This is a genomic window from Affinirhizobium capsici (genome assembly GCF_977018625.1).
Genome location: NZ_CDRNXD010000004.1, coordinates 2,452,097 through 2,464,582, shown reverse-complemented (window position 1 = coordinate 2,464,582; position 12,486 = coordinate 2,452,097). Strand labels below are relative to the sequence as shown.

Genomic DNA, 12,486 nt, shown 5'->3' with positions numbered 1-12,486 from the left:
GTACAAATTAATGGATTTAATATCCATTGCAGGATTGGCGTTTTCTGTAGTCCCGATGAGCGCATCTTTGCTGCGCTCATGAGAGACGTGCTACTGCAATATTAGCGGTTGGCCATCTTCGCCATGCTTTCCGGGTAACGGTCACCTTTCACATGTGCTGGAGATAGTTGATCGCCGATTGTCTTCAGCTCGTCAGGCGATAGATGAATGTTAGCCGCGGCAATATTATTTTCCAGATTAGCAATCTTTGTTGTTCCAGGAATAGGAACGATGAATTCACCTTGTGCCAATACCCAGGCCAGTGCCAATTGACCTGGCGTTACGCCTTTTGCCTCAGCCATTTTTTCCAACAGGCTGACCAAGGCTAGATTGGCTTCAAAGTTCCCGCCTTGGAAGCGTGGCAAGCCACGGCGGAAATCGTTCTCGGCCAATCCATCCAGTGTTTTGAGAGCGCCGGTCAATGCGCCCCGACCAAGCGGCGAGAATGGCACGAAGCCAATGCCCAGCTCCCGGCATGTATCGAGAACGCCATTCTGTTCAGGATCACGGGTCCATAGCGAATATTCGCTTTGAATAGCTGCAATGGGATGAACAGCATGAGCGCGACGCAACGTTTCAGCACTGGCTTCCGAAAGACCAAGGGTCCGCACCTTGCCTTCCCTTACCAGATCGGCCATGGCGCCGACCGTTTCTTCAATCGGCACATCTGGATCGACACGGTGCTGGTAGAATAGATCGATCACCTCAACACCAAGACGTTTGAGCGATGCTTCAGCAACTGCGCGAATATGCTCCGGTCGGCTGTCGACACCGGAGGGTCGATCTGCTTTCGCGGCATCGCCGATGGTAAAACCAAACTTGGTGGCAATCTGAACCTTATCTCGGAAAGGCTTGAGCCCTTTTCCGACCAGTTCTTCATTGGTGAAAGGCCCATACACCTCGGCCGTGTCGAACAGGGTAACACCCAGTTCAACTGCTCGGGCCAATGTTTTGAGTGCGGATGCTTCGTCCACCGAGGGGCTATAGGCGTGGGTCATACCCATGCAGCCCAATCCGAGAGCGGAGGTTTCGAGTGAGCCGAGTTTTCGCTTCTGCATGAGAGTTTCTCCTTCAAGGCGTCATCGCTTCAGGTACTATGACTTTTGATCTTGAGATGAATAGTTCGGGTGCAATACTTCAGGGTATTTGCGGATTATCCTGACTGGGTTTTGACCCGAAGAGGCACGTTATTCAAATGCGATACGATACCGGAGATGCCCGTCCGATTCGACGAATGAATCGTATAGCTTGCGCGCTGTGGCATTGGTTTCGGCGGTGTGCCAATAGAGGCGCGACCAACCATTTTGCTTTGAGAGCTCGACCAGATCCTGAAGCAAGGCGCGGCCCAAACCTTGACCGCGTTGCGAGGCATCCACGAAGAGATCTTCCAGATAGCAATCCTTGCCGAGAATCCAGCTGCCTTCATGTGTCAGGCAAAGGGCGAAGCCCTGCATTTTGCCATCCACTTCCGCGACACACATGAAGAGAGCGCTTTCGCGACTCATCACTTTTGACCAGGTCGATTCCGTAACGTCTGGGGATACCGAAACCTGATAGAAATCGAGGTAGTTTTTCCAGAGGTCGAGAAAGCGGTCTTTGTCTGATGCGTGCGCGTCGCGGATTGTGGGCTTGTTCATTCTGTTCCTGCTTGGTCCAGGCGTTGAAGCTGATCTGCCGAAAGCGTGAGGGTGCCTGCGGCAATGATGGATTCGAGTTGGCGAACGGACGTGGCCGAGGCAATCGGTGCCGTGATGCCGGGTCGTGCGGCGACCCATGCGATTGCAACGCTTGCTGGCGATGCATTGGCTTCCACCGAGACCTGGTCCAAAGCTGCAAGGATCTTCATGCCCTTGTCGTTCAGATAGTCCTTGACCCGGTATGAACGAGCTACCCCTTCCGCATCCTTTGCATCGCGGTACTTGCCGGTGAGGAAGCCCGCCGCCAGCGCATAGTAGCTAATGACGCCAATATTCTCCTGGATGCAGAGGTCACGCAGAGGGCCGTCGAAACGTTCGCGGGTGTAAAGATTATATTCCGGCTGGAGAACAGCGTAGCGCGGCAGGTTATGGCGCGATGAGGCATCAAGTGCCTCCTTCAGCTGAAATTCATCGTAGTTCGAGCAGCCGATAGAGCGTACCTTGCCTGCCTGCTTCAGCTTGCTGAAGGCTTCCAGCGTTTCTTCGATCGGCACCTCATTGTCAGGCTTGTGGGCTAGATAGAGATCGACATAATCCGTGCCCAGGCGTTTCAGGGAAGCATCGATTGCCTGGGCAATCCAGCCTGCGGAAAGCCCGGTCTTTGTCTCCCCATTGTCGTAACCGACCTTGGTGACGATCACGGCCTTTTCGCGGGGGACGCTGCCGCGTTTCAGCCACTTGCCGATCATGGCTTCGCTTTCGCCGCCCTGATGCCCATCCACCCAGGCCGAATAAACATCTGCCGTGTCAATGGTATTAAAGCCAGCATCAAAGAAGCGATCCAGAAGATCGAATGAGGTTTTTTCATCAGCCGTCCAGCCAAAGACGTTGCCGCCGAAAACGACGGGGGCGATTGAAAGGCCGGTCCGGCCAAGTGGGCGAAGCTGCATCTTCGGTCTCCATCCAGAGTTTCTTCTTGAGCAATGGATATGGATGTTCGTAAGCCGGAGGGAAGTTATGGACTATTCAATTTCATTGATGAATTGGCTTTCAACTGGCAGCGCTTGCGGATTGCTTCAGTGCAGTTGCCTACGTAAGGTGTCGCGCAAACATGGAGGAGCAATTGATGTTTCGTTTCGGTATTCTCTCGACCGCCCGCATCGGTCAGCAGGCTGTGGTCCCCGCTATTCAAGATGCGGAGAATGCCGTGGTCTCGGCCATTGCCAGCCGTGACCTTTCGCGCGCGCGAGCCATGGCGGATCGCTTTTCAGTTCCGCATGCCTTTGGTTCCTATGAAGAACTGCTGGCATCAGACGTGGTGGATGCCGTCTATATTCCGCTCCTCACGAGCCAGCATGTGGAATGGACGATCAAGGCTGCGGAAGCAGGCAAGCATGTGCTGTGCGAGAAACCGATTGCATTGAAAGCAAGCGATATTGGGCAGCTGATTGAGGCGCGCGACCGCAATAAGGTGCTGATTTCCGAAGCCTTCATGATCACCTATGCGCCGGTTTGGCATAAGGTGCGGGAATTGTTGGCGCAGGGTGCCATCGGTCGACTTCGGCATGTGCAGGGCGCCTTCTCCTACTTCAACCGTGACCCCTCCAACATGCGCAACATCCCGGAGCAGGGCGGTGGCGGTCTACCGGATATCGGGGTTTACCCGACAATGGCTACACGCTTTTCGACAGGCAAGGAGCCGCTGCGCGTTCAGGCGACTTTGGAGCGTGATCCCGACTTCGGCACGGACATCTATTCAAGTGTCAAAGCCGATTTCGGCGATTTTGAGCTAAGCTTCTACATCTCAACCCAGATGGCGGCGCGTCAGGTGATGGTGTTCCACGGAACGGAGGGCTTCATCGAGGTCAAATCACCCTTCAATGCAGATCGCTACGGTGCGGAAGAGGTGGAACTCAATGACCAGAAGCATGGTCGTTGCGAGATCTTCCGCTTTGCCGATAGCCGCCAGTATCGACGGGAGGCGGAAGCCTTTGCCAGTGCGGCACAAGGTCATAAGGCCGAAGTCGTGACACTTGAAAATTCGCTTGCTAACCAGCGTTTTATCGATGCTATCTACCGCGCGAGCGATAAGGACGGCTGGGAAGCCGTCTAATCGTCCTGTCTCTTTCGGTTATGATGCCGGAATACGAAGCGGGAATAGCCGAAAAACGAGTAAAAGGTGGCGGTGGCTGATCCGCAAATGACTGCGACCAGAGGCTGAAGCGTGGGAAGCCCACGCATCAGCAGCGAATAGACCGCGTAATTCAGCAGCGCGGATGTAATACCCACCACCCAATAGCGGAAACCTTCTTTTGCTAGCGAATGAGGTGAACGACCGAAGGTTCGGCTGCGATTGATGATGAAGGTTGCGGCCATGGCTGCCATGATGGCGGGGATACGGGCGAAAAAGGGGCTAAGGCCCGCGTTTGAAATCAACGCATAGGTGAGGCCAGCATCGATAACAAAGCCAATTCCGCCTGCGAACAGAAACCAGGCTATGCGCTTCACGCCGCAGCACTCCCGCTTTCCGACGTGCCGTTAGGATCAGTGACCAGCGGAACCGCAGTTGTTTTGGAAAACAAGTGATCTGCCTGCGCTAGATAGGTCAGCCGCAGAACCTCGTTGCGGCCTCGCGCCACGGAATCAAGGATGACCCCTGCTGTCAGCGAAATGGCTGACAAGCTGACAAGCATCAGCGACAGCATCCAGGTCGGCATACGTGGAACAAGGCCGGTTTCGATATATTCGATGATTACAGGAAGTGAAAATAAGCAGCCCGCCGCCAGAAGCCACAGGGCTATAAGGCCGAAGAAGGCAAAAGGGCGCGTTTCCTTCATCAGCATGGCAAACATGCGCAGGATGCGCAAACCATCCCGGAAGGTGGAGAGCTTGGAGACGGAGCCTTTCGGACGCCTGCCGTAGTCAAGTTCCAATTCGGTCACGGGCAGGTTGAGACGTGAGGCATGGACAGACATTTCCGTCTCAATCTCGAAACCCGAGGAGATGGCTGGAAAGCTTTTCACGAACCGGCGGGTAAAGATGCGATAGCCCGAAAAGATATCCGTAAAATCGGTGCCGAAAAGCTTCCGATAAAGCAGATTGAACAGCCTGTTGCCGAAAGCATGGCCTTGGCGGCCGGCATCCGCATGGACGCCCCGGCGGGTGCCAACCACCATATCCACTCGCTCGGTCAGCAGGGTGCGGATCAATTCTTCCGCGTCCTGTGGCGCATAGGTGCCGTCACCATCCGCCATGATGTAAAGGTCGGCATCGATATCGGCAAACATGCGGCGCACCACATGCCCCTTGCCTTGTCTGCGCTCACGCCGAACCTCCGCACCTGCCAGCATGGCGGCAAGTGCAGTGCCGTCCGTTGAGTTGTTATCATAGACAAAAATGCTTGCCTGCGGCAGTGCTGCTCTGAACCCCCGCACAACCGAGGCAATGGTTGCCGCTTCGTTGTAACAGGGTAGGAGTACGGCAATTTTCAAATTGCGTAAGGCGGCATCATCCATGGAAAACTCGATACAAGGGGCTGTTCCGCCGGGGGACGGATGCTGAACGCAGCGGATTTTACTATTTCTTGAGAAGGTTAAAGCTAGGTTTCGAAACCAAGCGTAAACCATGCCACCCCAGGGGCGAGCTGTTATGACCTATTCAACGAGCGGCCATGCCTTTCCGGATGATGAACGCAAGGCCCCGGAAGGCGCGTTCAGCCGCTTGATCCCAAGTGTCGCCTTCTACGCTGTGCTGTTGATCGGTGCCATCCTCACCTTTTACCTGCCAACCACAAGCGATTATATCGGACCGGATAATGACGACGTGATGCGTCTGGTCGAGGTGCGCGATTTCCTCAACGGGCAGGGCTGGTTCGATCTTACCCAGTATCGCTTGGGATTGGAAAGCGGAACTCTGATGCATTGGTCACGGCTGGTGGATCTGCCGATTGCAGCGCTTATCCGGCTGTTTTCGATGTTCACGCAAACTCGGGAAGAGGCAGAAGCTATGGCTGCCATGGTCTGGCCGCTGTCGCTCGCTGTGGGCTTTCTGTTTTCGCTGGGGCTTGCCTGCCGCCGTCTCGGTGGCGTGTCCACCATGCATATCGGCCTTGGCATTGGTGTGTTGTATCTCTTCACCACGCTGCGCTTTTACCCAGGTGCGCTGGATCACCACAATATTCAGCTCACCGTGCTCATGTTTGTTGCGGCCATGCTGGTGGATCGCAGGCGAGGCGGTTTCAGCCATGCGCTGGCTGGACTGGCTGCAGCCTTTGCTATGGCAATCGGGGCCGAAACATTGCCTATCGTTGCAGTTGCGTGTCTTGTCGTGGCTGCGCAATGGGCATGGCACGGAGAGGAATTTGCCAAAGCAGCACGTAGCTTCGGCCTTGCGCTGACGCTTGGCATATCCGCATTCTTCTTCGCGACGGTGCCGCCGTCGCACTACGGTACTGTCACCTGCGATAATCTTTCCCTTGGCTTCTATTCCCTCGCCGCGATTGGCGGGGCAGGGTTGTTCCTGATTGCGCGCCTGGGTTCCAAATTTGATGTGCGAATGCGCATGATGTTTCTCGGCGGATTAGGAGGCTGTGTGGCAATTGCTGCTTTGCTGATTGCGCCGCAATGCATTGGCAATCCGCTCGGCAACCTTGATCCGCTATTGGTCTCTCTCTGGCTTGATGGTGTCGTTGAGGCGCAGCCTGCGCTGGCACAGTTGCGGCAGGCACCGGATACATTTGGCGGCTTTTACGCCGTTGGCTTCTTCGCCATCATGGTGTGTATATTCCGAGTTCTGGACCGCGAACGTGTAGAGCCCCATCTGGTGCTGCTGGCGCTGGTGGCCACGGCTTGGGCCATTTCCTTGATCCAGATCCGAGGATCTTTCATCTCAAATGCGCTCGCCATCCTGCCGCTTGCCCTGATCATTACGGACCTCAAGCGGTCTTCGAATGCTGAGCCGGAAAACATGAATGCCGGGTTTGCCTATATCATAACGGTTCTCTGTGCGGTGCCGATTGTCTGGGTCTTCTTCGGCGCTGTCAGCACCAAGGGTTTTGGTGATTCACTGACCCTGCGCGTGTTGACAAACGCAACAGCCACGGTTTCAGACGGGAACAACGCCTGCCGCAATAGCGCTGACATGCAAGCGCTTGCCGCACTGCCAGCCGGTGTCGTGGCGGCTCCCTCGGATAGTGGCGCTCAAATCTTGCGCTACACGCCACACCGCGTTTTGACCGCGCCCTACCATCGCAATCAGGCAGGCATGCTTACCGAACTGCACATCGGGCTCTCGCAGCCCAAGGAGGCCGAGGCCTTTCTGCGTGGTGCGAAGGTCTCCGTACTCGCCTTCTGCCCCACAGACACCCAGACTACAAACCTTGCCCGTATGAAGCCAGATGGGCTCTATGCTTTACTGGAAAAGGGGCAGGTGCCAGCGTTCTTGGAAGCACTCCCCACCACAAAAGAGCAGAGCTTTCGCCTTTACCGCGTCAAGCCGTGAAATCGGGGAAGGCAGCGGACGAAGAAGCTTGGTTGGCCTTTACTGTGAAACGCCATAAGCAGCAGGATAGAGGCCATAATCGCGCCGTTAAAGCCTGCAATCGCGATCAAGAGATTCACAAAAGTGAAAGAGGCCTGGGACAGGCTTGCTACCGTAAAGGCCGTTACCAGACCGATGCCGCTTACCAAGAGAACGGTTAGGGACCGGTAAATCAGGGCCGTACAGGCCAATACAGCGGCAAGAAAAAACAGCACGTCACAGCTCCTTGATGGCCGAAACGCAGGCCACACATTTTGCATAAGGGCTGAGGCATTTAAGAAGTTTCCAAACTGTCTGCCTGAGTACCGAAATCTTTCGTAGCAGGTTTAAGGAGCGGTGAACGAGAGTGCTGGATATGCGCATTTGCGCAGATGAAACCTTTAGCGAAATGCGCTAAGACAGATCCATGAACAGGCCTTTCTTCAGCGATCAGCAAACCAATCTTGCCGAAATTTCGGTGTCGGAGCTTTCCGGTTCCATCAAGCGAACCGTTGAGACAGCTTTCGACCATGTGCGTGTTCGCGGCGAAATTTCCGGCTATCGTGGCCCTCATTCATCGGGCCATGCCTATTTTGCGCTGAAGGACGATAAGGCGCGTATCGATGCGGTGATCTGGAAAGGCAGCTTTTCCAAGCTCAAGTTCCGTCCTGAAGAGGGGATGGAGGTGATCGCCACTGGCAAGGTAACGACTTTCCCCGGATCGTCCAAATACCAGATCGTCATTGAGACCTTGGAGCCTGCCGGTGCTGGCGCGCTGATGGCGCTGATCGAGGAGCGGAAGAGAAAGCTCGGCGCAGAGGGCTTGTTCGACCCGGAGCGCAAACGCCGTCTACCCTTCATGCCACATGTCATTGGTGTCGTGACCTCGCCCACAGGGGCGGTTATCCGTGACATTCTTCACCGCATCACAGATCGGTTTCCGGTTCATGTCATTGTCTGGCCCGTCAAAGTGCAGGGCGAAGGTTCTGGCGATGAAGTGGCGAGTGCCATCCGGGGCTTCAACGCGCTCGACCCCTTGGGTCCCGTCCGCCGCCCGGATGTGCTGATCGTTGCGCGTGGCGGCGGCAGTCTGGAAGATCTCTGGAGCTTCAATGATGAGGCTGTTGTGCGCGCAGCGGCGGAAAGTGCGATTCCGCTGATCTCTGCCGTTGGCCATGAAACCGACTGGACCTTGATCGATTACGCCGCCGACATTCGGGCACCCACGCCAACAGGTGCTGCTGAAATGGCTGTGCCGGTCAAGGCGGAACTCGATGCGCAACTGGCAAACCTCACTGCACGTTTGCGAGGATGCGCCTCCCGCCAGATGGACACCCGGCGCCAGGGCTTGCGTGCTCTTGTTCGGGCGCTTCCTTCTCTCGATCAGCTGCTGGCGCTTCCGCGCCGTCGTTTTGATGAGGCAAGTGCTGGCCTGGGGCGTGGTTTGGAACGCACGGCAACTGCCAAGCGTCACCATCTGGAAAGGGCGCAGGCGGGTCTGAGGCTGGAGCTTCTGGTCAATCGCATCGCGGACAACCGCCGCCGGATTGCTGAAAAAATCCTGCGCAAGGACCGTTGCGTGGAGCGGCTACTCTTGAGCGAACGCGGTCGTGTTCAAAAGGCGGAGGCGCGTCTTTCCTCCCTGCCACAACGTTTGAAGGGGCAGATCGAGCGGGAGCAGATGAAGCTGAATTCGTCGATGCGCCATGCCGATACGGCTGTCACCAATGCCATGGGCCGCCGCAGTTCAGCACTTCTCGCGCATGACCGCATTCTGCAGTCGCTATCTTATAAAAATGTCCTGAAGCGTGGCTATGCCGTCATTCGCGATGAGGATAATCGGCCTCGCACACGTGCAGAAGATGTCTCGTCTGGTCAGGTGCTCTCCATCGAGTTTGCCGATGGTCGCATCGCAGCAACAGCCGGCGACGGAGTGGCATCGCCGCCGAGCGCTCCGAACAGTCAGGTCGTTGCGCCGCGCAAACGCAGCTTGACCAAGCCTTCCGGTGACCCGCCGCCAGAGCAGGGCAGCCTGTTTTAACGCGATTCAAAGGCGGAAAGATACTTTGCGAGTAGCTTGTCCAGCGCTTCAAACTCCTCCGTCGAGAGCGTTTCGGTCAGCCGGTGTTGATTTTCTACATGGGCGGCCAGTGCGTCTTCGATGATGGAAAGACCCTGCGGGGTGAGCCCAATCAGCACGCTCCTTCCATCCTGCGGATTGGGTATGCGCTGAACCAAGTTCTGTTTCTCAAGTTGGTCAATGCGGTTGGTCATGGTGCCGGACGTCACCATCGTCGTTGCCAGCAGGTCGCCTGGCGATAACCTATAAGGAGCACCGGAGCGGCGCAGCGTCGCTAAAACGTCGAAACTCGCGCGATTGAGCGAATGCCGTGCCAGAAGCGCCTCAATCTCTCGATCCAGATGGGCATAAAGCCGGCCAAGCCGACCGAGCAGCCCCATGGGAGCGACATCAAGGTCGGGTCTCTCCTTGCGCCATTGATGCAGAATGGTTTCGACGTGATCCATGGGTGCAGTATCCAAGATTTTATCTTGACGTCAAGATTAATCCATTTATCTTGATATCAAGATAGTTGGATTCAAGAATATGTCTCGTCTCACGGATACGCTTATTACCGCTGTTGCGCCTGCTGTATGGGGTTCGACATATATCGTCACGACGCAAATGTTGCCGCCGGGTCTTCCGCTCACGGTTGCCGCCCTTCGCGCTCTGCCAGCCGGTATCCTCTTGCTCGTCATCGTACGCAAACTCCCTTTTGGGGAATGGTGGTGGAAAAGCCTCATCCTGGGCGGACTGAATTTCGCAATATTCTGGGGCTGTCTGTTTGTGTCGGCTTACCGTCTTCCCGGCGGTGTCGCTGCCACGGTCGGTGCCATCCAGCCGCTTATCGTCATTGTTTTGTCATCGCTCGTCTTGGGATCAACAATTCGATCCTTGTCCGTTCTTGCTGGTATCATGGGCATTGGCGGGGTGGCGCTCCTGGTGCTCACACCCAATGCACATCTTGATTTTGTTGGAGTGGTAGCAGGGCTGGCAGGCGCGCTTTCCATGGCAACGGGTACCGTGATGACCCGCAAATGGCGTCCGCCCGTCTCCCCGCTCACATTCACCGCATGGCAGCTGACGGCGGGCGGTTTATGGTTGCTGCCTCTTGCGCTGGTCTTTGAACCGACATTGCCGGTTCCCTCGCTTCAGAACCTGACAGGCTTCGTCTATCTGGGCATCATCGGTGGGGCGATTACCTATATGCTGTGGTTCCGCGGTATTGCGCGTCTTGAACCCTCAGCCGCCTCCGCACTGGGTTTCCTGAGCCCGGTGACCGCCGTTCTGCTCGGATGGCTCATCCTTGGGCAGTCACTTGATGTCCAGCAGGCGCTTGGTGTGGCTGTAGTGCTTCTGAGCGTCTGGCTCAGCCAGCGAGCACAACTTCGCTAGAAAAGGAGGAATGCGCCTGCCGTTAAAGCAGGCGCATCATCTTTTCAATCAGGCCCATTCGCCCTTGCGCATCACGGGTGTGCGCGAGCCATCAACGCGAATGCCGTCAATATCCACTTGGTTGGAGCCAATCATCCAATCGATGTGGATGAGCGAGGAATTGCCGCCCTGTGCTTTGATCTGTTCCGGCGTCAGCGATGCGCCATCGAGGAAGCACTTCGAATAGCACTGTCCAAGCGCAATGTGGCAGGACGCATTCTCATCGAACAGAGTGTTGTAGAACAGGATGCCCGACGCGGAGATAGGAGATGAATGCGGTACCAGCGCCACCTCACCAAGACGGCGGGCACCTTCATCCGTATCGAGAACCTTCTTCAGGACGTCCTCGCCCTTGGATGCCTTGGCTTCGACGATGCGACCCGCTTCGAACCGAACCTGGATATTGTCGATCAACGTGCCTTGATGTGAGAGCGGCTTGGTAGATGAAACGGTGCCTTCAACTTTCAGCGCGTGCGGTGTCGTGAAGACTTCTTCGGTTGGGATATTGGGATTGCAGACAACGCCATTCTTCGCCTTCGATGCGCCGCCATGCCATTCATGTCCGTCAGCCAGCCCCACCATCAGGTCTGTGCCAGGGCCGGTGAAATGCAGCGCGGCGAAGCGCTCATCATTGAGCCAGCTGGAACGCTTTTTTAGATTGGCATTGTGGTCCGCCCAAGCGGCGATCGGATCGTCATTGTTGATGCGGGACGCTGCAAAGATGGCTTCTGCCAGACGGTGGATGGCTTCCTCTTCACCAACACCCGGAAAAACCTGTTTGGCCCAAGCTGGGTTCGGGTAGGAGCAGATGTGCCAGTTGATGTCAAAGTTGGAGATCTTCTCCAAAGCAGGCTTGTAGGCAATCGATGTGGCGCGGTTGGCGCGTGAGACCTTATCCGGATCTTCATTGGCCAACATCATTGGGTTGTCGCCCGAAATCGCGAGTCGCGCGGCCCCACCTTCATAGGCCTTAGCCATGCCCTCATAGAGCCATCCCGCTGCCCTATCGAAACTGGAATCTGGGGCGTGACGGAAACGGGCAAGGGTCGTTTCCTCATCCGAATAGAAGGTAGAAACGATGCCAGCACCGGCTCGATAGGCTTGTGTGGTGATCAGCCTGACCAGCGGAAGGGCCGCCAAAGGCGCGGTGATGACGAGATCTTGTCCCTGCTGCAATTGAAGGCCAACCTTGACGGCAACTTCCGCCAGCTTTTCCAGCTTCACGGGATCGACAGGATTTTTGATCTCGGTGTGTAGGGACATAATCTGCTTCTCGTTGTTTCACTCACTGTCAAACAGATAGGCCGCTCTTCAGTGGTCCGCAACAACCGGTGCGATGATGGCATCCAGAACGCGCGCCGCATCCTGTGGCGACAGACGCACCTGAAGGCCCCGCTGGCCGCCGTTCATATAGACCAGCGGCTCATTCATGGCCGCTTGCTCGATAGCAGTTGGCACCTTCTTCTTCTGGCCGAACGGGCTGATGCCACCCACAACAAAACCCGTCGCCTTTTCTGCCGCCGCAGGCTTCATCATGGCGGCAGATTTGCCACCAAAAGCGGCGGCAAGCTTCTTCATGGAAACCTCGCGATCTGACGGCACGACCACGCACACAGCCTTGCCATCCACCTCGGCCATCAAGGTTTTCAGAACGCGATGTGGTTCCTCACCGATTGCCTCGGCCGCCTGGAGGCCTATGCGCTCCGCGTTTGGATCATAGTCATAGGTGTGGACCGTGAACGAAACTTTCGCCTGAGTGAGCGTCTGTGTGGCGCGGGTGGTTTTAGACATGGCCCCTGC

13 protein-coding genes are annotated in these 12,486 nt (G+C 56.2%); 4 read left to right on the top strand and 9 right to left on the bottom strand.

Going from position 1 to position 12,486, the window contains the following annotated elements; translation table 11 throughout:
- Positions 1-101: 101 nt before the first annotated feature.
- The 3 genes from AC0JZ1_RS15175 to AC0JZ1_RS15165 form a co-directional block, all read right to left on the bottom strand.
- Complete coding sequence (locus AC0JZ1_RS15175; RefSeq protein ID WP_471883163.1) at positions 102-1,097, bottom strand: aldo/keto reductase; 996 nt, start codon at positions 1,095-1,097, stop codon at positions 102-104.
- A 129-nt stretch (positions 1,098-1,226) separates the two neighbouring features.
- Positions 1,227-1,676: a GNAT family N-acetyltransferase gene (locus AC0JZ1_RS15170; protein WP_471883162.1), complete on the bottom strand. Its 450-nt coding sequence runs from the start codon at positions 1,674-1,676 to the stop codon at positions 1,227-1,229.
- Positions 1,673-2,626: an aldo/keto reductase gene (locus AC0JZ1_RS15165; RefSeq protein ID WP_471883161.1), complete on the bottom strand. Its 954-nt coding sequence runs from the start codon at positions 2,624-2,626 to the stop codon at positions 1,673-1,675. The genes AC0JZ1_RS15170 and AC0JZ1_RS15165 overlap by 4 nt, the downstream gene beginning before the upstream one ends.
- A gap of 176 nt (positions 2,627-2,802) precedes the next feature.
- Here AC0JZ1_RS15165 and AC0JZ1_RS15160 point away from each other — a divergent pair, with 176 nt between their 5' ends.
- The gene (locus AC0JZ1_RS15160; protein ID WP_471883160.1) at positions 2,803-3,789 is read left to right on the top strand and encodes a Gfo/Idh/MocA family protein; all 987 of its coding nucleotides are present in this window, start codon (positions 2,803-2,805) and stop codon (positions 3,787-3,789) included.
- Here AC0JZ1_RS15160 and AC0JZ1_RS15155 read toward each other — a convergent pair.
- The gene (locus AC0JZ1_RS15155) at positions 3,786-4,184 is read right to left on the bottom strand and encodes a GtrA family protein (RefSeq protein WP_471883159.1); all 399 of its coding nucleotides are present in this window, start codon (positions 4,182-4,184) and stop codon (positions 3,786-3,788) included. The genes AC0JZ1_RS15160 and AC0JZ1_RS15155 overlap by 4 nt on opposite strands.
- Positions 4,181-5,191, bottom strand: coding sequence for a glycosyltransferase (locus AC0JZ1_RS15150; protein ID WP_471883158.1), 1,011 nt, complete (start codon positions 5,189-5,191; stop codon positions 4,181-4,183). Before AC0JZ1_RS15150 ends, AC0JZ1_RS15155 begins: the two co-directional genes overlap by 4 nt.
- A gap of 133 nt (positions 5,192-5,324) precedes the next feature.
- On the opposite strand from AC0JZ1_RS15150, the gene AC0JZ1_RS15145 reads away from it, so the two are divergent.
- Positions 5,325-7,175, top strand: a complete 1,851-nt coding sequence (locus tag AC0JZ1_RS15145; protein WP_471883157.1) for a hypothetical protein — start codon at positions 5,325-5,327, stop codon at positions 7,173-7,175.
- On the opposite strand, the gene AC0JZ1_RS15140 is transcribed toward AC0JZ1_RS15145, so the two are convergent.
- On the bottom strand, positions 7,157-7,429 hold the full coding sequence (locus AC0JZ1_RS15140; protein ID WP_471883156.1) for a hypothetical protein: 273 nt from the start codon (positions 7,427-7,429) through the stop codon (positions 7,157-7,159). The genes AC0JZ1_RS15145 and AC0JZ1_RS15140 overlap by 19 nt on opposite strands.
- A 191-nt stretch (positions 7,430-7,620) precedes the next feature.
- On the opposite strand from AC0JZ1_RS15140, the gene xseA reads away from it, so the two are divergent.
- Positions 7,621-9,234 carry an exodeoxyribonuclease VII large subunit gene (gene xseA, locus AC0JZ1_RS15135; protein WP_471883155.1) on the top strand — a complete coding sequence of 538 codons (1,614 nt, stop codon included), beginning with the start codon at positions 7,621-7,623 and terminating at the stop codon, positions 9,232-9,234.
- Here the strand turns inward: xseA and AC0JZ1_RS15130 are convergent.
- Positions 9,231-9,719: a MarR family winged helix-turn-helix transcriptional regulator gene (locus tag AC0JZ1_RS15130; protein WP_471883154.1), complete on the bottom strand. Its 489-nt coding sequence runs from the start codon at positions 9,717-9,719 to the stop codon at positions 9,231-9,233. The genes xseA and AC0JZ1_RS15130 overlap by 4 nt on opposite strands.
- A 79-nt stretch (positions 9,720-9,798) precedes the next feature.
- Between AC0JZ1_RS15130 and AC0JZ1_RS15125 the strand changes: the two genes are divergently transcribed.
- The gene (locus AC0JZ1_RS15125) at positions 9,799-10,647 is read left to right on the top strand and encodes an EamA family transporter (protein WP_471883153.1); all 849 of its coding nucleotides are present in this window, start codon (positions 9,799-9,801) and stop codon (positions 10,645-10,647) included.
- 48 nt (positions 10,648-10,695) lie between these two features.
- On the opposite strand, the gene AC0JZ1_RS15120 is transcribed toward AC0JZ1_RS15125, so the two are convergent.
- Together AC0JZ1_RS15120 and ybaK are read right to left on the bottom strand one after the other, a co-directional pair.
- Positions 10,696-11,949, bottom strand: a complete 1,254-nt coding sequence (locus tag AC0JZ1_RS15120; RefSeq protein WP_471883152.1) for an aminopeptidase — start codon at positions 11,947-11,949, stop codon at positions 10,696-10,698.
- A gap of 48 nt (positions 11,950-11,997) precedes the next feature.
- Entirely contained in the window at positions 11,998-12,477 is a 480-nt protein-coding gene (ybaK, locus tag AC0JZ1_RS15115; RefSeq protein ID WP_471883151.1) for a Cys-tRNA(Pro) deacylase, read from the bottom strand.
- Between the last annotated feature and the right edge of the window lie 9 nt (positions 12,478-12,486).

Bases quoted from the DNA above. Each gene is read 5' to 3' on its own strand.
- AC0JZ1_RS15175 (WP_471883163.1), bottom strand. From the start codon at position 1,097: ATGCAGAAGCGAAAACTCGGCTCACTCGAAACCTCCGCTCTCGGATTG.
- AC0JZ1_RS15170 (WP_471883162.1), bottom strand. From the start codon at position 1,676: ATGAACAAGCCCACAATCCGCGACGCGCACGCATCAGACAAAGACCGC.
- AC0JZ1_RS15165 (WP_471883161.1), bottom strand. From the start codon at position 2,626: ATGCAGCTTCGCCCACTTGGCCGGACCGGCCTTTCAATCGCCCCCGTC.
- AC0JZ1_RS15160 (WP_471883160.1), top strand. From the start codon at position 2,803: ATGTTTCGTTTCGGTATTCTCTCGACCGCCCGCATCGGTCAGCAGGCT.
- AC0JZ1_RS15150 (WP_471883158.1), bottom strand. From the start codon at position 5,191: ATGGATGATGCCGCCTTACGCAATTTGAAAATTGCCGTACTCCTACCC.
- AC0JZ1_RS15145 (WP_471883157.1), top strand. From the start codon at position 5,325: ATGACCTATTCAACGAGCGGCCATGCCTTTCCGGATGATGAACGCAAG.
- xseA (WP_471883155.1), top strand. From the start codon at position 7,621: ATGAACAGGCCTTTCTTCAGCGATCAGCAAACCAATCTTGCCGAAATT.
- AC0JZ1_RS15130 (WP_471883154.1), bottom strand. From the start codon at position 9,719: ATGGATCACGTCGAAACCATTCTGCATCAATGGCGCAAGGAGAGACCC.
- AC0JZ1_RS15125 (WP_471883153.1), top strand. From the start codon at position 9,799: ATGTCTCGTCTCACGGATACGCTTATTACCGCTGTTGCGCCTGCTGTA.
- AC0JZ1_RS15120 (WP_471883152.1), bottom strand. From the start codon at position 11,949: ATGTCCCTACACACCGAGATCAAAAATCCTGTCGATCCCGTGAAGCTG.
- ybaK (WP_471883151.1), bottom strand. From the start codon at position 12,477: ATGTCTAAAACCACCCGCGCCACACAGACGCTCACTCAGGCGAAAGTT.